This window comes from Ensifer adhaerens, from assembly GCF_020035535.1.
Taxonomy (GTDB): domain Bacteria; phylum Pseudomonadota; class Alphaproteobacteria; order Rhizobiales; family Rhizobiaceae; genus Ensifer.
The window spans coordinates 1114733-1140254 of sequence record NZ_CP083350.1 but is presented as its reverse complement, the minus strand read 5'-3'; the positions used below and the strand labels follow the sequence as shown (position 1 = coordinate 1140254).

At 56.1% G+C, this 25522-nt stretch carries 26 protein-coding genes; 9 read left to right on the top strand and 17 right to left on the bottom strand.

Features of this window, described 5'->3' with window-relative positions:
* Positions 1 to 522: 522 nt before the first annotated feature.
* From LAC81_RS25640 to LAC81_RS25630, 3 genes are all read right to left on the bottom strand, one after another.
* The gene (locus tag LAC81_RS25640; protein WP_223729948.1) at positions 523 to 909 is read right to left on the bottom strand and encodes a SyrB-like regulator; all 387 of its coding nucleotides are present in this window, start codon (positions 907 to 909) and stop codon (positions 523 to 525) included.
* 373 nt (positions 910 to 1282) lie between these two features.
* On the bottom strand, positions 1283 to 2305 hold the full coding sequence (locus tag LAC81_RS25635; protein WP_223729947.1) for an LLM class flavin-dependent oxidoreductase: 1023 nt from the start codon (positions 2303 to 2305) through the stop codon (positions 1283 to 1285).
* 609 nt (positions 2306 to 2914) lie between these two features.
* Complete coding sequence (locus tag LAC81_RS25630) at positions 2915 to 3118, bottom strand: cold-shock protein (RefSeq protein WP_223729946.1); 204 nt, start codon at positions 3116 to 3118, stop codon at positions 2915 to 2917.
* A gap of 398 nt (positions 3119 to 3516) precedes the next feature.
* On the opposite strand from LAC81_RS25630, the gene LAC81_RS25625 reads away from it, so the two are divergent.
* A complete protein-coding gene (locus LAC81_RS25625; RefSeq protein WP_223729945.1) occupies positions 3517 to 4986 on the top strand; it encodes an MFS transporter in 1470 nt (489 codons plus the stop codon).
* 700 nt (positions 4987 to 5686) lie between these two features.
* Here LAC81_RS25625 and LAC81_RS25620 read toward each other — a convergent pair.
* The 4 genes from LAC81_RS25620 to LAC81_RS38350 form a co-directional block, all read right to left on the bottom strand.
* Positions 5687 to 6370, bottom strand: coding sequence for an isochorismatase family protein (locus LAC81_RS25620; protein WP_223729944.1), 684 nt, complete (start codon positions 6368 to 6370; stop codon positions 5687 to 5689).
* Between the two features lie 318 nt (positions 6371 to 6688).
* Positions 6689 to 7828, bottom strand: coding sequence for a low temperature requirement protein A (locus LAC81_RS25615; protein ID WP_223729943.1), 1140 nt, complete (start codon positions 7826 to 7828; stop codon positions 6689 to 6691).
* 71 nt (positions 7829 to 7899) lie between these two features.
* Positions 7900 to 8199: a DUF1275 family protein gene (locus tag LAC81_RS38570; protein WP_419196088.1), complete on the bottom strand. Its 300-nt coding sequence runs from the start codon at positions 8197 to 8199 to the stop codon at positions 7900 to 7902.
* Positions 8183 to 8569: a DUF1275 family protein gene (locus tag LAC81_RS38350; RefSeq protein ID WP_268906845.1), complete on the bottom strand. Its 387-nt coding sequence runs from the start codon at positions 8567 to 8569 to the stop codon at positions 8183 to 8185. Before LAC81_RS38350 ends, LAC81_RS38570 begins: the two co-directional genes overlap by 17 nt.
* A 257-nt stretch (positions 8570 to 8826) precedes the next feature.
* On the opposite strand from LAC81_RS38350, the gene LAC81_RS25605 reads away from it, so the two are divergent.
* Positions 8827 to 9285: a Rid family hydrolase gene (locus LAC81_RS25605; protein WP_223729942.1), complete on the top strand. Its 459-nt coding sequence runs from the start codon at positions 8827 to 8829 to the stop codon at positions 9283 to 9285.
* 250 nt (positions 9286 to 9535) lie between these two features.
* Here LAC81_RS25605 and LAC81_RS25600 read toward each other — a convergent pair whose 3' ends face one another.
* Positions 9536 to 10504 carry a LysR family transcriptional regulator gene (locus tag LAC81_RS25600; protein ID WP_223729941.1) on the bottom strand — a complete coding sequence of 323 codons (969 nt, stop codon included), beginning with the start codon at positions 10502 to 10504 and terminating at the stop codon, positions 9536 to 9538.
* A gap of 751 nt (positions 10505 to 11255) precedes the next feature.
* Between LAC81_RS25600 and LAC81_RS25595 the strand changes: the two genes are divergently transcribed.
* Positions 11256 to 11546, top strand: coding sequence for a XapX domain-containing protein (locus LAC81_RS25595; protein WP_223729940.1), 291 nt, complete (start codon positions 11256 to 11258; stop codon positions 11544 to 11546).
* Positions 11546 to 13528 carry an amidohydrolase gene (locus tag LAC81_RS25590; RefSeq protein ID WP_223729939.1) on the top strand — a complete coding sequence of 661 codons (1983 nt, stop codon included), beginning with the start codon at positions 11546 to 11548 and terminating at the stop codon, positions 13526 to 13528. Before LAC81_RS25595 ends, LAC81_RS25590 begins: the two co-directional genes overlap by 1 nt.
* 80 nt (positions 13529 to 13608) lie before the next feature.
* Here the strand turns inward: LAC81_RS25590 and LAC81_RS38565 are convergent, their stop codons facing one another.
* Together LAC81_RS38565 and LAC81_RS25580 are read right to left on the bottom strand one after the other, a co-directional pair.
* Entirely contained in the window at positions 13609 to 13947 is a 339-nt protein-coding gene (locus tag LAC81_RS38565) for an ArsR/SmtB family transcription factor (RefSeq protein ID WP_223729938.1), read from the bottom strand.
* 531 nt (positions 13948 to 14478) lie between these two features.
* A complete protein-coding gene (locus tag LAC81_RS25580) occupies positions 14479 to 14757 on the bottom strand; it encodes an HU family DNA-binding protein (protein WP_223729937.1) in 279 nt (92 codons plus the stop codon).
* Positions 14758 to 15286: 529 nt separating this feature from the next.
* Between LAC81_RS25580 and LAC81_RS25575 the strand changes: the two genes are divergently transcribed.
* From LAC81_RS25575 to LAC81_RS25565, 3 genes are all read left to right on the top strand, one after another.
* Positions 15287 to 16006: a hypothetical protein gene (locus tag LAC81_RS25575; protein ID WP_223729936.1), complete on the top strand. Its 720-nt coding sequence runs from the start codon at positions 15287 to 15289 to the stop codon at positions 16004 to 16006.
* 117 nt (positions 16007 to 16123) lie between these two features.
* Positions 16124 to 16840 (top strand): M12 family metallopeptidase, encoded by a 717-nt coding sequence (locus LAC81_RS25570; protein ID WP_223729935.1) that lies wholly within the window; start codon positions 16124 to 16126, stop codon positions 16838 to 16840.
* Between the two features lie 8 nt (positions 16841 to 16848).
* Complete coding sequence (locus tag LAC81_RS25565) at positions 16849 to 18270, top strand: trypsin-like serine peptidase (RefSeq protein ID WP_223729934.1); 1422 nt, start codon at positions 16849 to 16851, stop codon at positions 18268 to 18270.
* 145 nt (positions 18271 to 18415) lie between these two features.
* Here LAC81_RS25565 and LAC81_RS25560 read toward each other — a convergent pair whose 3' ends face one another.
* The 6 genes from LAC81_RS25560 to LAC81_RS25535 form a co-directional block, all read right to left on the bottom strand.
* Entirely contained in the window at positions 18416 to 18817 is a 402-nt protein-coding gene (locus LAC81_RS25560) for a TadE/TadG family type IV pilus assembly protein (RefSeq protein WP_419195887.1), read from the bottom strand.
* Positions 18818 to 18861: 44 nt separating this feature from the next.
* Positions 18862 to 19383, bottom strand: coding sequence for a hypothetical protein (locus LAC81_RS25555; protein ID WP_223729932.1), 522 nt, complete (start codon positions 19381 to 19383; stop codon positions 18862 to 18864).
* Positions 19384 to 19442: 59 nt separating this feature from the next.
* Positions 19443 to 20039: a hypothetical protein gene (locus LAC81_RS25550; RefSeq protein ID WP_223729931.1), complete on the bottom strand. Its 597-nt coding sequence runs from the start codon at positions 20037 to 20039 to the stop codon at positions 19443 to 19445.
* 1 nt (position 20040) lies between these two features.
* The gene (locus LAC81_RS25545; RefSeq protein WP_223729930.1) at positions 20041 to 20859 is read right to left on the bottom strand and encodes an MFS transporter; all 819 of its coding nucleotides are present in this window, start codon (positions 20857 to 20859) and stop codon (positions 20041 to 20043) included.
* Between the two features lie 1062 nt (positions 20860 to 21921).
* Positions 21922 to 22284 (bottom strand): hypothetical protein, encoded by a 363-nt coding sequence (locus LAC81_RS25540; RefSeq protein ID WP_223729929.1) that lies wholly within the window; start codon positions 22282 to 22284, stop codon positions 21922 to 21924.
* 117 nt (positions 22285 to 22401) lie between these two features.
* Entirely contained in the window at positions 22402 to 23277 is an 876-nt protein-coding gene (locus LAC81_RS25535; RefSeq protein ID WP_223729928.1) for a DUF4365 domain-containing protein, read from the bottom strand.
* Positions 23278 to 24299: 1022 nt separating this feature from the next.
* Between LAC81_RS25535 and LAC81_RS25530 the strand changes: the two genes are divergently transcribed.
* Both LAC81_RS25530 and LAC81_RS25525 read left to right on the top strand, forming a co-directional pair.
* On the top strand, positions 24300 to 24563 hold the full coding sequence (locus LAC81_RS25530; RefSeq protein ID WP_223729927.1) for a hypothetical protein: 264 nt from the start codon (positions 24300 to 24302) through the stop codon (positions 24561 to 24563).
* Between the two features lie 387 nt (positions 24564 to 24950).
* Positions 24951 to 25124: a hypothetical protein gene (locus tag LAC81_RS25525; protein WP_223729926.1), complete on the top strand. Its 174-nt coding sequence runs from the start codon at positions 24951 to 24953 to the stop codon at positions 25122 to 25124.
* Between the two features lie 63 nt (positions 25125 to 25187).
* Here the strand turns inward: LAC81_RS25525 and LAC81_RS25520 are convergent, their stop codons facing one another.
* Positions 25188 to 25508 (bottom strand): hypothetical protein, encoded by a 321-nt coding sequence (locus tag LAC81_RS25520; protein WP_223729925.1) that lies wholly within the window; start codon positions 25506 to 25508, stop codon positions 25188 to 25190.
* Between the last annotated feature and the right edge of the window lie 14 nt (positions 25509 to 25522).

The following is a 25522-nucleotide window of genomic DNA, read 5'->3' as shown; positions in this document are numbered from 1 at the left end:
TCGTCATCTACCAAGGCAGCCTCAAAGAGAAATGACGACGGGTCTGCGTCGCGGGGTTCATGCCACGGACTTGGCCAGACTCGAGACGCGAGACATCCCTCACGTTTGCTTTTCGCGCGCGCTGCTTCGACTTCGCCGACAGAGCTTGATCAGGTTTTGTGTGCGCTGGAGAAATTAGAAGTTCGTTATCGTGCTCAATCGCGAGGTCGGCAGGTTCGATTGGCTCTTTTGACGACTGGCAACTTCGCTTGAAACGACTCGGGAATAGTAGGCTGCTCTTTCGACCGACCGTAGCCCCAGACGCCAAACTTTCCACTCGCAGATCCCGATTGGGGGCTGCCTAGCCGCAAAAGATCTGCGTCTCGCGCATTACGATCCGCTTCGACCTTCTTCCGCCCGAGAGGCGTCAGTTCGATCAGGTCCTTCCACGGTAACTTCATGCGCCCTCACCGTTACCCGTGATTGCGACTCCTGGGCAATAGAAGATTGGGGGGCGATCCCATCGACCGCCCTGGTTGGAAATCAAGCCAGACCAAGTCGCTTACGCAGGTCCGCGTTCTCAGCTCGGAGCTTCTCCGAAAGCGACTTGCGCAGCCGTTCATTCTCTTTCTCGAGCTCCAAGAGGTCCGCGACGTCGTCAATTGCTAAAGTTGGAGCTGGGGCCGGTGCCGTTGGCTTAGAGACGCGGGTCTTTTCAAGATTCTTAGCGGAGCTTTTTACCTTTGACTTGACGTCGGTCGGTGTCGAACTTTCCGGCTTTCCCGTGCTTTTGTTACCTTTAGGTCCCACTTTTCCGGACGATGCCGGTGTTTCGGCACCTAGCTCAGAAACAACCTTCTTCGCTTGTTTGGGCGGTGTTTCTGCAGGAACGGTCTTCTCGACTGCTACAGTGCTGTTCTCGTCTTCCATAAGTATTCCCCCTTTACAGCTATGATCTTTTTCCGACGGGCAAACACCAGAGTCAATGAGCCCGTTTCGCGTAGTTACTAAATGATTGTGACCGCGATGGGTTAAATTCCACACGTACCACTGTGACGTCCTACGGTGCGTGAATCCCCACAGTGCTTGTGGGTGATTACTGCGCCATGGTGGAGACCGACCTCTCCTCGCAGAGTCGTTGCGACGACGATAACCGAATAAGGATGCGGAAAACATCGCGACCTCGAACAGCGTTGTTATCTATCCGGCGAAAGCGCTTTGTCGAACCCGGCGAAAGACGCCCACGCGCCTTGTGTCCGACCACGCGCCGCTAGGACTATGGGTGCGGTACGTCCAGACACGCCTACCGCCAGCCAAGGGCAGGAGCAACGTATTTGAGAATCGCCTCGATAACATGAGCGTTGTACTCGACGCCTAACTGGTTGGGCACGGTCAGAAGGAGTGTATCCGCTTCGCGGATCGCCTCGTCTTCGGCAAGTTGGTCAATAAGCTTATCGGGCTCGTCGGCATAAGAGCGGCCGAAGATCGCCACGGTCTTGTCGTCGATATATCCGACTGAATCCTCTTCTTTACCGCCCCGACCGAAATAGGCTCGATCGCGGTCATTTACGAGCGCGAAAATGCTGCGGCTAACGGAAACGCGCGGTGTTCGGCTATGCCCGGCCTCCTTCCAGGCCTCGCGATATGCTCGGATCTCAGCGGCTTGTTGGACATGGAACGGCTCACCAGTCTCGTCGTTTTTCAGAGTGGAGCTCTGTAGGTTCATTCCACGTTGCGCCGCCCAGACTGCCGTGGCATTCGAGCTTGCGCCCCACCAAATGCGTTCGCGCAATCCTTCGGAATATGGTTCCAAACGCAGAAGACCGGGAGGGTTGGGGAACATCGGACGCGGGTTTGGCTCAGCGAAGCCGTTTCCCCGCAAGACGTCGAGGAATACCTCCGCGTGTCGTCGGCCCATGTCCGCGTCGCTCATGCCTTCCTGAGGCTGGTATCCGAAATATCGCCAGCCATCAATGACCTGTTCAGTCGAGCCTCGGCTGATGCCGAGCTGGAGGCGCCCTCCAGCAATGAGGTCGGCGGCCCCGGCGTCCTCCGCCATGTAGAGCGGGTTCTCGTAGCGCATATCTACGACGGCCGTTCCGATTTCGATCTTTTTCGTCCGCGCGCCGATGGCGGCGAGTAGCGGAAAGGGCGAGGCAAGCTGACGTGCGAAATGATGGACCCGGAAAAAGGCCCCGTCCGCACCGAGTTCTTCGGCTGCAACGGCGAGATCAATCGACTGGAGGAGGGTGTCGCCAGCCGTGCGCGTTTGCGATTGACTGGAAGGGGTCCAATGGCCGAAGGAGAGAAAGCCTATTTTCTTCATATTTTGCCTCGACGCCGAAGCGTCAGATTAAGAATTGCCACCGCCGCATCGGTGCTACTTTACTAGCGTCGTGAGAGCTGAAGCGGGACCTGCAGGCTCGGCGATGGTTCGACGCCCAGCTACATCCCCCTCGCGTTCACGGAAGGGGATGTTTGTCGTCACACGCGCAACGACACAAGCTTCATTTTTGCAAGCTCACTCTCGCAAAAATGCGATGTCTTTTCGGCTAATCAGAGAGCTGTTCCCTGTAGGAGTTCGTGCGCTAAGAAGGAATGCCGACTGTACCGACGTGCGGCCGGTGGCCAATGCTATTGCGTTTTCACGACGGTCTATTCGCATATGCGCCGGGCACTTAACGCTAGATGTCGAACGTCCGGTCGCGGTGGTTTGCCGACTGTGTGCGCGCGCTGGGGATATCCAGATAAAAGTTCTGCGAAAGCTGATATTGCGTCATGGTCCTAAGGACGGCGCTATCTCAGAGAGGCGGGAGTTCAGATGTGTCAGCCCTTCCCGGAATATTCGATACGCGTCTCGTTGCGCGTATCCTCTATCGGATAGATCCCTCCGTATTATTGGAGACAGCGAGATCATCCGCCGTGGCAGTTTCGATCAAAGAGGTCTGACGTTCTCAGCTTTTGACTTTCCGGTTTTGCGATCTTGCCCAAGATCGTAAGACACAACCTGTCCTTCTCTCAAAACATCGCCATACTGCAGTGCTGAGGCATGAACGAAGACGTCAGCGCCACCTTGATCCGGCGCGATGAAGCCGTAGCCTTTGACGGCGCTGAAAAACTTTACCTTACCCGTCGCCATGTTGAACCCCGTTTTTCCGTGTTTGCAGTATCGACAGCCTGCTGTTCAAAGTTGAACTACTACTAGGTGTACCAGCTAGAATCTAAGTGTGCATTTAGCAAGTGGCTGTGGCAGGCTCGAGGAGCAGATTTTGGCAAGCAGTTGGAAGCTCGGGTGTCGTCCAAACTCTTTGCATTGTTAACTTAACGACTGGCAACAGCTGCCGACGCGGACGCCTCCTTAGCCAACCTTGGATCCGAAATGTTCCAAAGGCAATCTTCCCCCTTGTCATCGAGAATTCATCTGCTATAGGTGCGCCATCAGCTCGACTTGTATCGAGGATGGCGGTGTCGTTAGACATTAGTCCGAGGCTTGAAACCTTCTGCTTTCATGAACAATGAAACTGGAGGTTTGTATCTATGCCTATTGAACAACTCGATCCCAAGCGATGGTGGGCTCTTTCGGTCATCTCGATGACGCAGCTCGTTCTCGTGCTTGACGCAACAATCGTCAATGTTGCCTTGCCGAAGGCTCAACTCGAACTCAATATGACCGACGCAGAACGGCAGTGGGTTATTACAGCTTACGTGCTTGCATTCGGTTCGCTACTGTTGCTGGGCGGGCGTCTGGCCGACCTCTGGGGTCGCAAACGCAACTACATGATCGGAATGCTAGGCTTCGGCGTTGCCTCGCTGTGGGGCGGGTTTGCTCACAATTCTGGCGAATTGATAGCAGCACGCGGACTGCAAGGAGCATTTGCGGCCCTTCTCGCACCTGCCGCCCTCTCCATGCTCACAGTTATCTTTACTTCCGGAAAGGAGCGCGCAACAGCGTTTTCGATCTTCGGAATAGTGGCTGGAACAGGCGCTGCCATTGGCCTTGCGCTCGGAGGAGTTCTCACAGAATTCGTGGGTTGGCGTTCGTGCCTGCTGGTCAACATCATCTTCGCCGTGCTCGGCCTTGCGGGTGCTTCTTTATTTATCAAAGAGTCAAGGTCAGACGCTCGTCGCGCATATGATCTATGGGGAGCGGTGACCGTCACGCTGGGTTTTGGGAGCCTCGTTTACGGTCTCACGCTTGCTGAAAGTGGTTGGCTCTCGGGCGGAACCCTATTGTTCCTCGCTCTCGGCGTTCTTCTTGTCGGATTGTTTGTACTAATCGAAGCGAAAACTCCGTACCCGCTCTTGCCGCTCCGAGTGCTGCAGGACCGTACCCGCGTAGGTGCCTTCATCGTCCAGGCGGTCGTAGGCAGCGTTTACATTGGCGCCACAATGTTTCAGGCATTTCACTTGCAGGCGCTTCTGAAATTCAGCCCGTTGGTTGCGGGGTTTGCCTCGCTGCCCTTAGCCATCTCGACGATGGTAGTTGCGCCTCTTGCTACGCGCCTATTCCAACGTTTCGGAGGGCGCTACGTAATGGCTTCCGGGCTTCTTATCTCAGCCGTAGGCATGGTGTACTTGGCTCAGCTGACACTGAATGGAAACTATTGGTCGCAAGTCTTCCCCGGAATGCTGTTGGTGGGAATTGGCCTCGCTTTCGTGGTTGTGCCAGTACAAAACGTCGCTCTCACTGGCGTGATGTGGAATGATGCCGGCGCCGCATCCGCTGTCGTTAGTTCCGCATTTCAGCTGGGCGGGTCAGTCGCCCTGGCGATATTCACTACCTTGTTCGTAGGCATTGATGGCGGATACGGCAGCGGTGGTGTCGAGGGTTATTCGGCAGTCTACCTTAGCTCCGCGGCCGCACTCATGGGCGGCGCAATCCTCGCGTCAATATTGATCCGCACACCTTCGGCCACCGAAACTACAACTAGTTGGGACGATGAAGGCACAAACGAATGGGGAGAGCAGGACGCCACCTCGAATCAGGCGAGCGGCTCATCTTGGTAAGAGTAACCCGCGGCGAATTGCACCGCAGTTCTTGACGAGAGAGCGCGGATTGATGAATTAGTTATGGGCCGTGCGACAGCGCGGCTCATATGTTTAATAGCCATGGTCTGTGGCCATACAAGATCATGGCCGCATGCGGACATTGCGACAGCTCTACGGCGAGCTTCTAGGTACAGATACCCACCACTGGCTCGCCCTTGGTACGCGACCGTGATCCTGCGGCGCTAGTTGAAGGATGCGCCAGACCAAAGCGTTACGGTTCGGTTCCGAACTTTCGTCCAGCGGGGAAGTGTGGCGAATGGTGTTCAGCAGCATAGCCTTGGATTTGGAATCAGCGCGTAGCTATGAAGCTGGGTAAGGAAATGACCACAATCGTCTCGCCGGCCCATATGAGGGGGAGCATTGCATTCTTTTGCGGTTCGCCGCTATGGAAAACATCCAGCGGATCATAAAGCTACTTAGCCCAATGTTACCAGGTCGATCGCAAATCCCGGCGGGTGATGGCTTCCGGCCATGAAAGCGCTCGCCCTTTAAGGAAGCACACCGCGCCGTCATGGCGGTCGTTATGATGGCGCGGTGTTCTCCAATGGACGCCGTCTCTGACGACGCCCAATCACTTACAAGCAAGCCCTCGCCGATGCACAACGTTCTCGTATTGCGCTTTCGGACTTTCGGTAGGCAAGCGTCGAATTGAAATCATTCACCCGTCGGATTTCGTCCCAACTTCCACCGCCCGCAGATAGCTCTCCATCACAGCTGCGTAGTGAGGTGCTGTCATCATATACAGCTTAGCCAGTTCCGCCGCTTCAGGACGTGCCCAGGTGCGGTGGGCTTCACAAAGCACTGCATTGGTCGATGTCGGGATCACACCGGCTTGTGTGAAACGAGCAAGCGTTGTGCGCGATGCCATTTCGCTAGGGTCGCCGGAAGCGTCCATGATGGCGTAGACGTCGTATCCCGCCGCTTTTGCGTCCAACGCCGGGAACATGACACAAACGCTGGTCCACACGCCGGCCATGATGAGCGTCTTGCGCCCCGTGGCACGTACTGCCTCTACAAAATCAGCGTTGTCCCAGGCATTTACTTCACCTTTTCGGCCGACATATTGCGCGTGAGGCGCATATTGGTGAATCTCCGGCATCAGGGGGCCGTTCGGGCCGTTCGGCTCAGAAGCCGTAGTAATAACCGGGATCTTTAGAAGGGTAGCCAATTTGGCCAGCATCTCGACGTTGCGACGCAGATCCGCGACCGGAACATCCGCCACGCATTGAAACAGACCCGATTGATGGTCGAGCAGCAGGAACACGATATCGGATGTATCGAACAGTTCCTGGCCGCCGCCCGACGGAAGAACGCTTGTTTTAGTTTTCAATGTCGGTGTCATGTGTAGCTCCGGTGTTTGATTTTCAGAGGTTGTGCCGCACCTGAAATTCGCAATGGATCACGTCAGGTTACGATCTTCTCTGATTAAGGTCTTGGTGCGTGCGAGGCTAATAGCATTTCTGCGGATTTGATCCCGCGCTCTTGCCACCCCACGCGGCGCGGTAGAGTTGACTCGAGACTGCGGTTGCCCAAAACCATTCGGAGAACCGGTTTCCATACTGCTGCCGATTTGGGACGTCGTTTTGGGAATTCAGTTGACCAATTCGTCGAACTCCCGCCCTCGCTCCCCTCGGATGGGGCGTCGCCTCGCGGGAGTGGGTCAGCGGGACAATAAGTGTCGTCGCGTGATCACCGAAAGGACCAACAGCCCAGAAACCCATTCCAACGCATGGGTTGAGGACACGCTGCTTACGATAATCAGTGCGGCCCCGACCAAGAGAAGCCAGCGCAAGGCGCCTTGTCTGGAAAAGCGATCGCGAACCAGCCACAGAGCCGAAAGGTAAAGCGCGATTGGAACGCTAATGGCGAGGGTGGCTCTTTGTGCGAATACAGGTGAATGGTAGAAATCAACGCTCAAATAGACGGAGAACCCGGCCGCAGTCGCGGCACCGGCTGCGAAGACCACGTAATGCCCGTAGGCCCAAGCAAGAACAGTGTGAAGCTTGCGGCCCAGCAACTGCTCGCTCCGGTCGAAATACAGCGCCCACATCGAAAACGCGATGGTGAAGCACAGGCTTGCCAGCCAGAAGTGCCTAAAATCCGGCGTATGAGAGTTCGCGATAATCGCCGCAATCGCTGCGAAGCACTCGCCGATGACTATAATGTTGAAAAGATTATGCCGATCGATGATGTGATCGTGGTGCCAGTTCGTGGTTATCTTCCGCTCCGCCCAGGCGGGGATCGCCAGTTCACCAGCTGCCCCGAGTACAAAAAAGCCGAAATACATAATCGTCTGCGGGGATACAGCGCTGATCAATGCACACCAATATAGTTGCATGGCGGCGATGCCAGTCGCATAGAACAGAGCCGTCGGACGTATACGTCGATCTCCGTTAGCGGCTCCTAGCCAAAGCGCAATCATGCCAAGCCGCATAATTATGAAGCCCACGAGTGGCAGCCAGATGGGCTTATCGTCGAAGGCACTTTGCATTCCTCCGGCAAGCGTTAGCGAACCAAATATGATGATCATCGTTAACGCGCGAAACGTGGTCGACCGGTTCCCGTATCCAGACGCGAACCAAGTGTAATTTACCCAGGCAAGCCAGGCCATAAAGAACCCGCTGCAAAATCTGACGATTCCGAGTGCAAAAAGGCCGGCGCGCACGTCCTGCGCCAACCCATTCGCAGCAGCGGCCACTGCCACTACAGTCGCCAAATCAAACATAAGTTCGAGCGAACTTGAACTGCGGTTGGCTTCACCGCGCGAACGGGGAGTCAATCGGAATTGCAATATCGACAAGATCACTGACCCCGTTGCTACACCGCCTATACACATCGCGATGCACCTTGGTGCTGGGGACACCGAGATAATTATCCAGCCTTATGTGTCGTTGCAGGGGAATAAAAAACTCCAACCAGAAGCAGGAGTACAGCCGGAATGAGCATGCTGGCAACGCCAACCGTAACTTGCGCTAGGGCGCCTGCGGCACACCCCGCCACAAAGCCAAATACGAGGATAATTGACGTCAGCGATTGTCCCCACTCTTCGGGCGTTTCGGCGTAGCCGATGACGCGTCGTGCGATCGCGCCGGCGAGGCCGGCAATGTTTCCCGTCATCAATGAAAACGGCGGGCCGAGCCTAGGGTCCAGACGTTCAGTGGCCGTCAACATCCCCATCGCGAAGACGGAGAAAAGCGCGCAGGCGGTCCGGACCGTCTAAGATCGCAACCGCCGCGGAGACTGCGAACGCACATGCTGAAACAACGAGCGCCAAGAATGTGGCGCTTGCAAGCGGTCTGATCAAGGCAGCCATGACCGCCGCAGAGCCGGCCCCCACCATGAAGACCGGGAATGTCATGATCTGCAGACCGCGTAGCCCCCCGCCTTCGTGGCCGACGAGGCCAAGTCCAATGAGAACGACGTTCCCAGTCACGAGCCCGACAAAGAGGCCGCCCAGTTGGATGAAGAATAAAGCGTCTGCAAACCCCGATACAAACGCAAGCACCAGTGAATTCCTCTTACCGCGAAGTGTCTTCAGCATTGCCGCTATTTGTCCTTCATCTTTTCGGAGGGCGATACCCGATCTGGAGTGGGCAACGTCCATGATCAGCCCGGCTGATCGCGACAATATCGGCACAGATCACTAGAGATTAGTTTACTCAAGAGCGAGCCGCATTTGGGCGCGATTAAGTCGGCAGCAATGCAGCTTGAACGGCCTGTGCGATCTTGCGACGATTTCGGCGCAAGTGACTAGACAGTGGGCTGGGATATGTCCAACCCACCTGAAAGGAATAAGAAATGGCGAACTCAGCCGTAGCGATTGATAAAGAAGAGACATATTTCGGAGTGCCATGGGAAGATACCTACGGCTTCCCGCAAGCGATCAAGGTTGGGGACACCATCTATGTTTCGGGCCAAGCCAGTCATGATCAGGAAGGCAATTTTGTCGCACCCGCCGCTCTCGACGAAAACCGTAAGCCGGTTGACTTCTCGACGATGGAGCAGCAGATGCGGACTGCCTATTCGAATGCCGCCACGTTGCTAGCGCGCTATGGCGCAACGCTGGACAACGTCGTCGAGGAGACACTCTATGTTCTCGATGTCGATAGTGCGTTTGCTGTTGCTGGAAAGGTGCGCAGAGAAGCCTACGCAACCGAGCGCCCTCTGTGCGCCAGTCATTTGATTGGTGTGTCCAGACTCGCCATGCCCGAAGGTCTGATCGAAATCACCTTCAGGGCGGTGTTGCCCCAAGCATAGATGCTCGCGGATGGATCTGCGTGACGCCAGCCGCTTCCTGAAAGCCCCCCGAGAGGGTCGTGATTTTCCCGATCGCCTCGTGGGGATGCTTAATCTGATTTGGTATAGGCGGATAGGCTCTCGGGAGCCCCCTGAGCGGACGCTCTATCGCTTCCGCTGACAAATTCCGATGGGCTTTAAAAAACGGATACCCGCACAAAACCTGAACGCCCTGAAGTCATATCGATGTTCGCGTCCGGTGCAGCGCAACCTAAAAAATGGGCGTTCGCGGATCGATCTGCCCTAACCCAGCCGGGCCTAAGATCGTTCCATGCAGCCCTTCAATAAGCTCCCGGTTCTTGCCCATGCACTCGGCGCAGTGCGTCATGAAAGCATATATGCGACCAGACTTGCGGATGTCCGGATGAGTAAGCAACCACAACTCATCATTGAGTGCTGGTTCGACTGGCCCGACACGTAAGAGATGCGGAGACAGATCACCGATCATGCAAGGCAAATAGCCCACTCCTAATCCTGCGGAGATCGCGACGGCGGCACCTGCGACGGAATCAGTGCGGTAGGCAATATTGTCTTGAGGCACGCGCTCCTCCACAAAGCCGAAAGCCTTGAGACTGGACAGCTTCCCTGTGTAGGAAACCCACCTGCGATCGAAAAGCGCGCCGGTGCCCAGCCAGGACAAATTAGTGTTCGGAAGCCCAACATAGGGCGCCCAGGCGATCGTAGCTACTTTTCGGCCAAAAAGGTTCTCTGGCGGACTCTCCGTGGCCCTAACAGCAATATCCGCCTCCCCTCGCGCCAAGTTCAATGATGCGTTTCCAACGGAAACTACCACTCGGATTCCCGGATTTTCGGCGCTGAACAACCCGATAACCGGTGTGAGTAAATACAACAGAATTGAATCGCTTGTGGTAATACGCAGTTCGCCCACGTGGCCCTGCTCGTGCCCTGACACACGACGAGTTACGCTAACAATGTCGAGTTCAACTCGGTCGGTGAGCGCGATTAACTCCTCCCCCTGCGTCGTAGACACGTATCCTGTTCGGCGACGGTCGAAGAGTGTCACGCCGAGGATCTCTTCGACCTGAGCCAAGCGCCGTGCGACCGTCGAGCTATTGACGCCAAGCGCTTTAGCCGCCGGAGCGAGCGCGCCGCTCTTCCCAATCGCACGTATGATGCGAAGGTCGTCCCAGGATAGCCTGCCAATTGGATCGCTCACCATTTTCCTCACTCCGACACGATCCGTCAGGTTCGGGGCCAACCTCATCTCATCCAGAACGTCCCCGTTTAACCGGGAATGTGTAAACGGGTCGCTCTATTGGCCCTGATCGCACGGCCCAGATACCCAATTGTAGATGAGCGACGTGTGCGAGAGAGCCCTCTGAGCGCGAGATTGATCGTTGACGTACAACCTTGCAACTCAGAAGCCTCGCCTTGGACACGCCGCAGCCTTTTTTCTGCCAATTCCACATCGCCCTTGCCCATTCCACTCTAGGCCGGTGAGCTCAGCGGACAGTCGACGCTAGAAAGCAATGCGCTCAGATTTTCAAGTTGCAATTTCGCCGAACCATCTTTGGCGAAATGCAAGCCTAAAGGCCTGAACAGAGTCACGGTCAAACGCCGGTCATCCCGGTGCCTCCGCTCCTGCGGCGACTAAACGTGTCTCGGTGCCGGCGAGATCGCGCATATCTCACCGACGACACTTGAGAAACTCGGGTGTCGTCTTCTATGCCGTCCGCTGCGCTGCATTTGTCATCGTCGCCACTTGGGCTGCATTCGCGCCGAACTAGTCGCGCCCAAATGCTGCTCGCGCTCGATGTAGCGCTTGCCTTAGTAAGAGAGCCGCTCCAACGGAGCATGCCTGCGTCTGCGAAGTTCGGGGTGCGGGCATACTGTATGGGCCACAAGTGGATGACGACGGGTTAAACAGTCTTCTCGTACCTGTGCGTCCCCCAACAATCGAGGACCCTATTATGAAGCTCTACTTGATGTCATTGGGCGCCGGCCTCTTGGTGGGTGTGGTTTACGGCCTCCTTAACGTTCGCTCGCCCGCGCCGCCGGTTATCGCGCTGGTCGGTCTTCTAGGCATACTTATCGGCGAGCAGATTGTCCCCCTTGTGAAGACCCTTTACAGCAAGCAGCCAGCTGCGGCCTCGTGGATGCAGCAGGTCAAACCCCACATGTTTGGTCATATGCCCAAGGGCATTGCAGCGTCGATCCATGCTGCAGCCGAGAAGATCGGGCATGTTGAGGAGCGCAGCTAATGCCGACAAGACGCTCGTTCCTCGGTGCCGCCTCGTCGCTGGCGCTGCCCGCTCTTTTTTCGTCGGCCCGCACCGCCGGCGCCCAACAGACCGGAGATACCTCGATGACGCCCGACCTGATCCTTCACAACGGCCAAGTGACGACGCTCGACCGCGCCAACCCGACGGCCACCGCCGTTGCCGTTAAGGACGGCCTGATCCTCGCTGTCGGTGACGACAGGACGATCATGGCGCTGGCGGGCTCAGGCACAAAGACGATCGACCTCAAGGGCAAGCGCGTCCTGCCGGGCTTGAACGACAACCATACCCACGTCGTGCGCGGCGGCCTCAACTTCAACATGGAGCTGCGCTGGGACGGCGTGCGTTCGCTTGCCGATGCAATGGCGATGCTGAAGCGGCAGGTGGCGATCACGCCGGCGCCGCAATGGGTGCGGGTCGTCGGCGGTTTCACCGAGCATCAGTTTGCAGAAAAACGCCTGCCGACGATCGACGAGATCAATGCGGTCGCGCCGGATACGCCGGTGTTCCTGCTGCACCTCTACGACCGGGCACTGCTCAATGCCGCAGCACTCCGGGCGGTCGGCTATACCAGGGACACGCCGAACCCGCCGGGCGGCGAGATCACCCGGGATGCCAATGGCAACCCGACCGGCCTGCTCCTGGCCAAGCCCAATGCCGGCATCCTCTATTCGACACTCGCCAAGGGGCCGAAACTGCCCTTCGACTATCAGGTCAACTCCACCCGCCATTTCATGCGCGAGCTCAACCGCTTGGGGGTCACCAGCGTCATCGACGCCGGCGGCGGCTTCCAGAACTATCCGGATGACTACGCCGTCATCCAGAAGCTCGCCGACGAAGGCCAGATGACGGTGCGGCTTGCCTACAACCTCTTCACCCAGAAGCCGAAGCAGGAAAAGGAAGACTTCCTGAAGTGGACGTCCTCGGTCAAATACAAACAGGGCAACGACTATTTCCGCCACAACGGTGCCGGCGAGATGCTGGTGTTTTCCGCCGCCGACTTCGAGGACTTCCGCGAGCCGCGCCCGGACATGCCGCCGGAGATGGAGGGCGAACTCGAAGAGGTCGTACGCATTCTTGCCGAGAACCGCTGGCCCTGGCGACTGCATGCCACCTATGACGAGACGATCACCCGTGCGCTCGACGTCTTCGAGAAGGTCAACCGGGAGATCCCGCTTGAGGGCATCAACTGGTTCTTCGACCATGCCGAGACGATCTCCGACCGCTCGATCGACCGGATCGCCGCCCTTGGCGGCGGCATCGCCGTCCAGCATCGCATGGCCTATCAGGGCGAGTACTTCGTCGAGCGTTACGGCCATGGCGTCGCTGAAGCAACGCCACCGGTGGCCAAGATGCTGGCAAAGGGCGTCAACGTCTCCGCCGGCACCGACGCGACCCGTGTCGCCTCCTACAATCCCTGGGTTTCGCTGTCGTGGATGGTGACCGGCAAGACCGTCGGCGGCCTGCAGCTCTACCCGCGCGCCAACTGCCTCGACCGCGAAACGGCGCTTCGGATGTGGACCGAAAAGGTGCAGTGGTTCTCCAACGAGGAAGGCAAGAAGGGGCGGATCGAGAAGGGGCAGTTCGCCGACCTGATCGTACCGAACAAGGACTTTTTCAACTGCGCCGAGGACGAGATCTCGTTCCTGACCTCGGAACTGACCATGGTCGGCGGCAAGATCGTCTATGCGGCCGGCGACTTCGCCTCTCACGACGAGAACCCGGTGCCGCCGGCAATGCCCGACTGGTCGCCGGTTCGCACCTTCGGCGGCTATGCCGCCTGGGGTGAACCCGAGGGCGCCGGCAAGCGCTCGCTCCGGCGCACCGCGATCACGTCCTGCGGCTGCGCCAGCAACTGCGGCGTCCATGGTCACGACCATGCCGGCGCCTGGACGTCAAAGCTGCCGATCGCCGACATTAAGGGTTTCTTCGGCGCGCTTGGATGCTCCTGCTGGGCGGTGTGAGGGCCAACAATGCAATTTCTTGCACGGCAATGCCGTGTAAGTCGGGTCCGAAGCAAACATGGAAGTCTGAATTGCGAGGCTCAGGAAGATAACTTGCTGCCCTTCGCACCGGCCCCAGACAACGAAGCCAAGGCCGCCAAGAGCGAGACTAGGGCCGGAGCGAATTCGGCAGAGAGGGAGAACGAGCATACTCGATTACTCCGAGGCTCTGGCGTTATGAAGCCACTCCTCGACAGCAGAGAGAGATGTTTTGACATCGAAGACAGGGAAAGGCCACTAATGCGCGCCAACGTTCGAGCCGACTTAGCCTTACCATCCGCAAGAGCTTCCATGATCAGAAGCCTGGAGGGATGCGATAGCGGCTTGATCAGGTGAACGGCAGCTTCCGCCCGTTCGCGCGTCCAATCTGTCGCTTCCAAGTCTTTTGCTCCTATTCGGTCGCGTCGGTAATAGCGTCACCTTGGTCTGGGTTCAACTTTCCCGCTGAAATCGTTGTTTCATCCGACGCGAAACATAGGCATGCCTCTTGCCTCGGTGAACAAATGAATTCAGCGGATCCAGATTAGCCATTGTCTACGGCTCTTTATGTGCCGTGCTGCTTGGCGTGGGATAGGCGAGCTTGGGACCGTGTGGATCGATGGCGCTCCATGAACCCGCGGTTGTCCCTCTGCACTGATCAGCGGAACCCATTTATGGTAATCAGTCGCTACTCGACGTGAACGGCACCATAAAGGGGAGCCTCCAACATCCATGTGGATTCAGTTGTGTGCCAGCGATTGCGAAGATTCTGACCGTACTGCAGTGGAGTACGATGTCCCGCGTCCGGACGACAGCAATGCGGGGTCCAAACATTCATGAACAACTTGAGACTTAACTGACCACCAGTGTCACTGACATCATGTTCGATCCGCTAGCGGAAAGGCCCCAACTAAGTGGGGCCTTTCCTGAGGTCACCTGTTGAGAGAATCTTTCAGCGCTTTGGCCGGAGCAAAAGTGAGCTTTTTGGCTGCCGAGACCTTGACCGTCGCGCCGGTTGCCGGATTGCGCGCCTCACGTTCTGGCGTATCTTTGACCTTGAACTTGCCAAAGCCGGGGATAGAGGTCTCGACTCCATCGAGCGCCGCCCTCGTAATAGATGCAAAGACCGCCTCTACGACAGCTTTACTTTGGGCCTTAGTTAAGTTGTGGTCGGCAGCAATCTTCTCTGCAATTTCGTTTGTGGTCGTCATGGTGTCCCCCTCTTTTTGACCGGGGAAGCTTGTCAGGCCACCCGGTTGATGTCACCGACGACATGGAATTCCACCTCTCTACGCTTGGGATTTCCACAGCTAGATGTTTATCGAGGCCGGTAAAGGCAGCGTTCGGTAGAGTCGAATACGCGTAGAGCCCTCCTCGCAGTCCCCCGCACAATCGCGGTTCGAACCATTCAAATCGCTTAGCCGCCGCCCTTTAGGTGTTGACGCCGACCGAGATCACACGTGATCGGCCCCGTCGACGCATCGACGCGATCGGACGATCAATACGTCGCAGCGGGACAAGCAAACTGCAGCCATCGTTCTCGCTGTCGCATCGTCAGGAACAGCTATTGTCGCCCGCGCAGGCAACGCCTTCGATAGCGGAAACGATCCCACGCCCAACCTCAGTGGAGCACCAACACCGGTCGCCTCTACACCACAGAGATGCTCTTTACAGCCTACTAAATTAGAAATTGACACAACCTTCGACCTGAAGCACTCTGCAATCCGAGGGAGATTTAAAATGATACTTAACACTGCAGGAAGCAGGGCAACCGCCTTGCTGATTACTTCTCTGTTGCTTGCCAGCTGCGGGGGCGCACAATTTCGCGAGCAGGCCGCGAACGCTCCGGTTGTACCTGTCCAAGCTGTAATCGACACGCTGAAATGCGGTCTCTCTACTGCCGTCGCGCTGGACACGTACGATCGCAGCGGTGTTAGGGGAGCAACTGCCGTCGTAAAGCTCGACGTCAACGTCATCGCTGGCAACACGCTAGGGGGATCCGCCTCTGCGGGCATTCCGATATCAAGCGGCGCTGGAACCCTCAGTCCAAGTTTCAGCGTTTCTCGAGACGCAACCTTGACAAACAATACGACTACAGAGTTCGACGTGTCGATTGCCCAAGGCGACGGAGCGGCCTGCCGGGCTATCGATGGGCAGTACCAGGATGCTGGCTTCTCTTCTTGGCTTGCGCAGGCAGTGACCGGCATCAACCTTGCTGTCGCGGGACCGCCTTATGCGTCAATGAAGAAGTACACCTATGACAGCAATTTCATTCTCAAAAGAGGAGCAAAGGGCGGCGTCGATTTCGATATTGTTCCGGTCAAGCTTGGGGCCTCCTTCGATACGTCACGGTCAGACGTCCAGCACATTAATATCGTCATCAAGGCGGTCAGGATTAGAGGAGGAAAGCCCGTCGACGGAGGACGTCAATTTGATCACGGCCCAAGAAAGGCGATGTGAAAAATGCTGGGAAGACGAGAGTTTTTGAGGTTTACGAGCCTTGCACCGATCTGCCTTTGCTGCCGCGTTGACGCCGTCGCAGGCGAACCTGAACCGCTAGTGTGCACTGAACTAGTGATGGCGGATTTTAAAGCGTCATTGGAAATAGCCATTGACGAGAATCCGGATAATGATCCGGCGCGCCAGAATCTCCCGCATTCCGAGGCGATCTCACTGTATAAGAAAAAATGGAACCCCAAGCGTCGAATCTTGAATGTCAGTTTCCTTGACGAGCCGACCTACCTCGACAAAGTAATCAAAAACGCGCGTGGCTGGGAAGATCACATCGGAATGAATTTCCGATTTGGGCCTTCCGATCCTGATATCCTCATTGCCTTTGATAAGGGCGGATCTTGGAGCTACATTGGAACCGACAGCCGTTACTACGCGCAACGTGGGCGACCCTCAATGAATTTCGGCTGGTTTGATTCTAAGACAGCCGATGGTGAATTCAGCCGCGTCTGCCTGCACGAGTTTGGGCATGCGCTTTCCCTTGTTCACGAACACAGTCACCCCGGCGGCAAAATCAGTTGGAAAGAAAAAGCCGTCTTTGCGTACTACAAAAAACAGGGTTGGAGCGAGGACGATGTCCGCCGGCAAATTTTCAAGAAATATCAACTGAGCCAAGTCAATGGCTCAGGCTATGACCAGACATCCATCATGCATTATCCGATCGATGCCTCACTTGTGACTGATCCGTCAGACGCCGTCGGGTGGAACGAGCAACTCTCGTCGCTCGACAAGGCGGTGATTGCAAAACTCTATCCCAAGGCGACCAGCCAATTGCCACGTTAGGTGCGGTCATGACCTTCAAACTATCGATCACGCTCACCATTTCCTGGATTGGTCTTTTGATTGTTCCGTTCGGTCCCGGCCTGGCCCAAGGATTGAACCACGACAAAAGTATCGAGAGGGTAGTCGACCTTTGCAAGGAAGATCCGAATGCGTGTGACTTTGCTTACATGCGGGCTCGTGATCTAAACAATTGGCGAGCAGCCCCGTTATGCAAGCTTGATCCTTGCGCCTGCGATAAATGCGATGAACTAACTCAGAACGGAAACTTCCGATTTGAAAGCGGCAATGTCACCCTGAGCCTACCATCTCGCATAGAGAACTTGACTAGGTTCAACGGTACCGACCTTATCTTGCGTTCACCTACTCCGGCCTTTGACGGTCTGTTCAACGATGATACTGGTTCGCTGTTACCCACCGGCACAATTTCAGCATTCCGAATTGACCGGGCGGGGCTTGAGCAAGCTGCAGAACACGACAAGAAGACGTCGCTGTTATGCAACTCCTCGGGTGACCGTCCAGCGGAGTACTGGCGCGAACTCATGTTGCGTCAACGGGAGACAGAGGAATGCAGTGCGGCAGCTGACCTCGTGCTCGACCAACGCAACGAGCTTGGATCAAGGTACTTGCAAGTTCTTACCGGTCAGCGAACGCGTGACGAAGAGAAGAGCGCCTTCAGCATCTTCGAAAACTACCGAAAGCTGTGCTTACATCCGCTCGCTGATTTGAAAATGACCAAGTCACTGGGAGCGCTTCTTGGGGCCAACTTTGTTCCCGACGTAAAGCGCAGCGTCGGTGAACTGCATAGACCCGGCGTTCCAGTTTTATGTACGGCCTCAATCGCTCATCGTTCCAGCGGTGAGGTCGGACTTGTGACTGCGGCACACTGCATTGGCGAAGTCACGCGAGGTGCCGGAGATGGACGACTGCAGTATGCCGAGAATTTCGCCGATCTTACTTTTACAGCATTCGACGGCAAGAAGTTCGCCGTTCATGTCGATGAAGACATCATTGGTTACGACTATCCCGAAAGCCAAGACGCCGTCTTCATACCCACGACAGGCGCTGTCGAACTACCGTCCGGGTTCGCGATCGGCAACGCTCCTGATTTATGGGCCCCACTTTACGTCGTCGGGGTAAACCCGTTCCTGCGGGCCCTTGCCAAAGCGACTAATGAACCGAGTAATGGGCTATTTGGCGCGGCAAGCCTGTCGCTCGAACCAGGTTGCCGCGTGTACGGCATCTCTGGACGCGGGCTCGTTCACAACTGCCAGACTGAAAAGAGCATGTCAGGCAGCCCAATACTCGAGGCGAAGAATGGCATAGTCACTCTGGTCGCGGTCCAGTCCGGGGAGGCAGCTACGCAAACCATACCCGAGTGCCCGCCGCCCACCGCCGCTGCTGCAAATCTTGGAACGATGCTCAACCCGTAGCGCGAACGTTATAGTCGGTTGGTCAAACTTCGCGCGCGGGCTGCCCCCCATAGCAGCCCCGCGCTTCTGTGGGAAATTCATCGGCGAACCTCGGTACACCAAGGTTGCTGTCGGTCGACGCAGGTGGCTAGGCATTTTGGGTCTGTCAAATCCCACCTTTGCGGATCGTTACAAAGCGCTCGATCTCGGTACTCGGTATCGCGAATGTAAACAGGCTAAAGATTGGCAGGTCGGCCGCGTCGTATTTGATGCGAACAGTGAACTGATTGACGTTCTTGGTGTCGTCCTTGACGGTCACGATCATGCGCGAGGGCTTGATGAACGGCTGATCCAGTGTCGTGAACCGGATGTAGTTAGTCGCGAGCCGCTCGCGTTCCGTTTCGGAAAGGCCGGCAACTGCCGTACGGGCCGCATCGGCGGCAATCTGTTGGATGGAGTGAGCTGCGCTGAGGTAGATGCCATAAGCGATCAGGGTTAGAACACAAAGGAAGAACAATCGTGCTATGATTGCAAATTCGATCGCAGCTGCCCCGTCCACCGTCTCCAGCCGCTGAAGGTCTGCGGGAGACGAACGCGACGGGATGAGTTCGATCAGTGAAGTAATGGCTCGATCCCAAGTTCCTCCGAGGACGTTGCGACGCGGATCTGAGGGTTGCGTCTGTGAAGGTCTTGCAAGACCCCTTCAAGTAAGGAGCTTCCGACGTTCGAGTTGCGTCGGTAAATCTCCACGTAGCGACCGCCTCTCCCCTCACAATGATCAATTGCCAAACTAACCAACCCGCGGGCTATAAGTTTTTGCTCAGGCCCCGGTTCGGCGAAGAATGCATCGATGAGAACGCCTGGGTGTCCTCGGCGACTGCAGAAGCTGGGAATGGCGATCGCGAAGCCTAGGTTCACCCTCCCTTTTGAGGCGATAAACGCAGTGAACCTGGGAGCGGCCCCGAAGCCATGCTGGAGAAAGTCGTCGGGAGAGGATTCGACAACGTCCGGCCTGCCCAACAGGGTAGCGAGGCGACGGACCATTGAGTCAAGTTCGTGCACGTCGACTGCGGTTGCAATTCTTATGACGAGAGCCTCGGGTGCCAGATTTTCAAGCTGTCTCTCAAACGTCATGACACTCTCTCATGAAGGGCGCGATCGCCGAACGGGCAACGGGCATCCACGTGTATAAATCACTTGCTGTGAAAGGGGACCGCAAATTGATTCAGGAACGAAATCGAGCCTTGTTTTATTTCTGAAAGCTGAAAACGTCGCTCATATGGGAACGAGACCTTCCACGCCATGCTGGAATCCGTGAAGTATAAATTGCACCGATTGGACGATGCCCTGCACTCTGCAATAGCGCTCGGAACCGGCTCTGTATCGGAGTGAGCCACCACCAGCTCAACCCCATCACTGCCCGGCGTCACACTCAAATTGGGTATTCGACCGGTACCTTCGGTCGATTCAGCCGGATCCTTTGAGAGTGATCTTTGCGCGATGGATTGGGTCAGTGACTTTAGATGTTCGACTTCGTCGTCGCCGCCGAAACCGTTGTAGGCCGCAATCGTGACGACAGAGGCCGATTGCTGGTAGACGATTTCCTCAAGCAACAGGTCACCGATCGTGGTCCGCACCGCGACGCCATCCGCGATTGGCGGCGCTTGGTGCTCACGAGGAACGCAGAATTGCCTCGGGCCCAAAGTGGCGCAGCGAGGCTGAGCGAGCGAGGCTCCCTCCGCCCCTGCTGTCAATAGCATGCCTGTCAGTACGACGACCACGCGGAGCATCTCAGGTTCCCTCACCGATTGGACTAACACTTAGGCTGAATGATTTCTCGGTGTATCTGAATGCAATTGCTAGGACCAAGCCGATCACGGCGACGGCCGCGTTTACGATCCAAAGCATCGACGGCGTTTCACATTCCAAGACCGTCCAACTTCCAACGTAGCTTCCGAGCGCCGAACCCAGCCCCCAGGCAAGCCCCAAGGCGCCGAAGTACGTTGCTTGCTTTCCGTCGGGAGCTAACTCCGCAACCACAGTCTCGATAGCAGGCAAGATCAAGGATTCGGCTACGGTGTAGATGAAGACCACAAGCAGGATCCAAAAGATCGAGTGCCAGGCGGGGGCGATAGCGTACGCGAGAAGCAGAATTGCGTAGCAAAGCACGTTCATCTCGCGTGGCTTGATCCGTTTGAACGCAAAGAGCGACACGACGACAAATATCAGGCCGGAGATGCCGTTTGTCACAAAGACAGCATTGGCGGCGCTCTCGTCGCCTGCAACTCGGGTGGCATGCAGAGGGAATGCTACGAAAAGTTGGGAGAAGAGAAACCACCACGGAAGTGTTGTCGCCAGAAACCATAGAAATCTGCGATCTGTGGATACAGCGGTCCAACTCGCGACGACCGTTGAACGGCTTTCATATAGACGATCCAGGTAACCAAACCTCGCTGACCAGATGCCAAGGAGCAGAAACAGAAATCCGGCCACCCGAAATGGCATGATTGTCCCGTACAGGACGAAAACGGTACCGAGTGTCGGGCCGATAACGACACCCAAATTCAGCGCGAAATTGTTCAGAACGAAGACCCGCGTTGACGCTCGCAATCAACCTCTCTAAGCCCCGCAGCCGGTGCTGGTTCGCGCCGACGCGCCATGGGATTTTCCGGAAGCCAGTCAGTACGGACACACCTTGCTTCCGCGAGCTGTAAAGCAGCCCCAGGAAGGAAAACGACATGTCACTTTTTGATCGTGCAGGCATCACCCTGCTAGCATTCGAAATCGTGTACTTCATGATCGCTCCCGCGATCTTGTCGTAAAACGAGATGTGCGGGGCATAGCAGTGCCCCGCACATTGATCGGAAGTGAAACGACCGACTTTTTGATTGCACTAAGTTAAAGTTCGGCTGCAGTGGTGTCAATTGCCGCATCGAAAAAACGCGATTTCTTGTCGAGCGACTTTGCACGGAGATTTATCGAGCGAAGTGGAAAAGCTGGCCCGAAGCGCCGACAAAACGTCTTTCCATAAAAGTGCCCCCGCGGAGGCGACGAGTTTGACGAACTCATCAAATGTGCGTTGAATAGACAAAGGTAAGCAATTCATCGTGATGGATATTGGTTTGAAATCGTTGAACCTCAAAAGCCGCGGATGATGCCCGAACTATATGGCTCCGGCGCTCGCTGAAAGGTGATCATTGCGAGCCTTCCATTGACGACCGCAGCTGATGGAACCGTCAACAGATGTTCGGGACCAGGCTAGGCTGCATGTATCCAGAAAAACTTAAGGGACCCGAAGGTCCCCTAAGGCGGTCAGCGTCAAAGCCTAACCCCGTGGCAATGCCAAGGCGTTATCATACCGATTTTTCGCTGTGTTGCAACCAACGTAGAGCGCGCCTGGCCAACCGCCACGTCGATATGGTGATGCTGCTACATGAGCTGCTTTTACGTTTGCGAGCCGTCACCCATACCGACAATTATTGTTCCTGGTTTTTTCAGAAGAAGCCTTCCGCGCCTTAGCTTAACGCTCTATGACGCCGCCGCTATCCATTTCATGACTTCGTCTAAGCGCTTTATGGAGGCTTAGTGGTTTCATCCCCATCTTCCCGCCCAGCCACATCGGGGTCGGAACAAGCAATCTTCGCAAAAGACGAGCATCCGCCTGCGACGCACTTAACAATGCCTGACGGCTTCGAGTGCCGCAACTCTTTGGACATCAACAGGATCTGCCATGAGCTCGTTTTTTTTTGGACCGACTACGCGGATTGTTTCGCTGATGTCGGCTTCGATGCTTTTGAGAACATCCGACAAGCGGTCGATCGCGACAGTTGGCCCCTCATCGCCCAATTGCTCTTCTGCGCCGTCGCCGTTGAGAAGATTATGGAATTCGTCAATCGCTTCCCAGAGCTCGAAAGCGATCCAATGGCCGTTTCTGGTCGCCGGAACGTTGCAATAGATTATGATACCGGTTGGAGATTCGATTGGACTCGAGATGCGCAAACACAGCATCCCTTTGGAAGCGCGCCCATTGGGCAAAAGCGACCTCCTCGAAAATACATGTGTCCTCAAACAAGGTAAAAGACAATCGCCTGGGACGAATGCGCATCGCTCACTAAATACGAAGTCCGATATCGGTCGCGGCAGTTATTCGCCTCACGACGAACCTTCCCCCCGGCGAAGGAGTAAAGACGCAGACGGCTCACCGGCTTCAAAAAACCGCTCTAGCTGCAGATATGCCGTCGCTTCGTTTCGTAACTCGACGCTCAGCACATGCACTTTTACTTCCGCGGATATGCTCGTCTCCTCCGCATAGCAGTGCCTGCTCCATGGAAACACTTTCTCCATAATTTCCGGTAATCCGCCATCCGCAGCCAAATCGAGATCAAGAACTAGATCGGCTGCAACGGATCTATCACCATCTATATAGATCCGAAGGTTGCGCCAAGCGTTCTCATTCCTCCATTCATCCCAGACAAAAATAGCAGCCCGGCCGGTTCTGGAGATTTCATCGATTAATTCACGGTCCAACTTGAAGTGTGCTCGAGCTATCGATTGAGCATCACGTGGAGCAGGCCGCTCAAAGAATGGCTTGGCCGTGGGGTTCAATGGATTCGATCTGGGAATCCCAATGCGCCAGCCACCGCGCGTAGGTGTGCAGAGCCTCCGTTCAACCTTCTGCCAGAGGAAGAGTTTTCTTTCGGGGTCGGCAATGATGACGTACACAGGTATGGAGTATTTAATCCAATATTCGATATGTCTTTTTTCGATGGTTAGAGCATAGCCGTCTCCCCATTTTCGAAAGTATGATGGACCCGTCTTGATTTGGAGCGCGATCAGCCGTCCCGTTGGTTCATCGTTGTCAAGGATTTCCACGACCGCATCTATCCCGAGATCAGAGACTTCCTGAGGGCGGAAGAGCCACTGGAAGTCTGCAAGGAAGATTGTACCAACGGCATGCACTCCTATGCGGTTAGTTCGCTCATTGAACGTACGCCCTCTGATCTGCGATTTTTTGGATCGATTACCCATATGCAGCTCACTCGCTCATTTTTGATCTTTGTATTCCCGTTCCTCATATCCCTCACCGGCGGTCGCTTTCCTTTCCTTCACGGTGGGTCCCTGCATCCGTCGGCGCAAGTGGATAAATACCTATTCCGGTCTCGCGGGCAGTCGACCGGTTCGTGAAATCAACGAACGCGGCTATGTCGGTGGCTATACGGTGGCGTTACGCCGGCCCGCTTCAAATATTTGGTTTCGACGGCTCGCGTGTTTTTCAAGCGACCGCAACGGAGCGCGCAACGATAGTTCGCTAATTAAAGGTCAGTACCAACAGTGTGAAGACACCGAGCAGTGCTAGCACGGCAAAATATGCGTGCAGGATGAAGAGGAAGGCGATATAAACGAAAATCCAAGGCGCATCGAACAAGGCTATTGGCGCTTGGCTCACGTAAAAACTGCCGCACTTGTTCAAGATCGCGCAGCGCACCCGCCGAGGAGTATGACGCACTGTTCAGATTGCCGTTTTAACCAGAATGCGTCCCCAGGGCTGGTCGTTTTAGAGGGCGAGTCCATCCCTCCACTCCGCGAGGGCTCAGTTGGCACAAGCACGAACTTTGGCCCCCTTGCTTACACTTTGGGGCCATTTTTTTGGCGTCAGGAACCTTCGGTGCCTCCGGCCGTTTTCTGTTCGCCTACGATCCGTTTACCCCCGCGGGATTTGGGCTGAGCTCCATCCACTAGTCCCAGGAATGGAGCTAATTGGCGAAAGCCGCCCTCAGGCCCCGCTCTCCCCGGACGGGGCCATTTCTTTGACGGTCGATAGGGAACTAAATTAAAGCATCCGCTGTTTTAGGCACAGCAATGATCCTCCCCGGGATCACAGCCGGCTCCAGGGCAACCCCTTCTCCTGGAGCCTCATGATGATGACGCGTACTGAATGGCCCCGACGCCCCATCGGGGCCATTCTGTTGTCTGGTCAACAGGAAGCACCTTTGCCCTGTCGGAACCCGTCGCTCCCGCCGTCGTTTCTTGGTTTTTAGCGAGGAGTTGCCATGGTCGAAAGCAAGCGCGAAATGAGTGCAACTGAAATCCCGAGTTTTGTGGCGGAAGTCATCGCCGCCGGTTGCGATATCAATGCCGTTGGTCACGATATGTATGTGCTCGGCAGTGTCGACGAGCAGGAAGAAGCAAAAGAGGAACTTCGCCGGATCGGCGAGAGATATGGCGATCGCGCCCCTCTGAAGTTTGAAATTATCGCTTACCTTCGGTCTATCGGGCGGTTCGTGGATGTGCGGTGGCACGAAACTCTCCAATAGCGTTAGGAAGGCGATCATCCCTTCCCTACGCTGCGACGTACGAGGAGAAAATCAAAGCTGGCGAGGAACCAATTTCAAGCGCGGCGATTGTATAGGCGGGCTGGCGATCCTGCCGGCTCGACAAAAGCGCGACACTAATGGCTTCTTAGTCGCCTTTGGGGCCATTTTTTTCTGCGGAGACGGGAACTCAAGAGCAGCGTCGGCGTTTCTCGCCTATGGCAGCCTGAGTCCCCGATCAGGATGACGCCTTCACGACCCCTCCGGTTATGAAGCTGCCCAATGGCCTCGCTCTCCCCGGCGAGGCCATACTTTTTAAGGGGGCACTTTGCGCCCGGCGGCCACGGTGACCTGCGTCATAGCCTTTCTCGTTTCAAGGGAGGATCTGACATGGAAGAGGACTTGAAGCTTGCAGAATTGGACGACGTAGACCTGCATCTGTTGCTTATGGCCGCGACCGTGATTTTCCCTCATGCTTCAGAGGACAGAGTGTTTCGTCAGATTACCGAAGAGGCTGAGCGGCGGGGGTGGATAAACGCGCTGGATGACGCAGTGATGCACTGATCCGGCTGTGGTAGGGGCACTATGGAGGGCCGGCTCGGCAACACGGCGCCCAATGACGGTTGGCTAGACCGTGTTCGCCAGCGTGCGCGGGTTTCGGGCAAAGAGCTTGGCGCTGGCGATCGTCGGGAAGCGCGACGGCCAGACCTTGGTCAGGCGCTCGCCCGAGTAATTGAGGTTTTCGATCACCGGCTGCAGGGTGCCGCCCGTCTCGTGAAACACCGACGCCAGCATGTAGGCGAGCCACCGGTTGTCGATCACCTTTCCGGTCGACTGGCGCCGATCCCACTCGTCGAGGATCGCATTCATGCCGTCGATCTGGGATAGCGTCAGGCGGCCGTCAAAAGGCGCGCGCCTCGCATAGGCGAGGAACATCGTACTGTTCATCGGATTTACCTCTT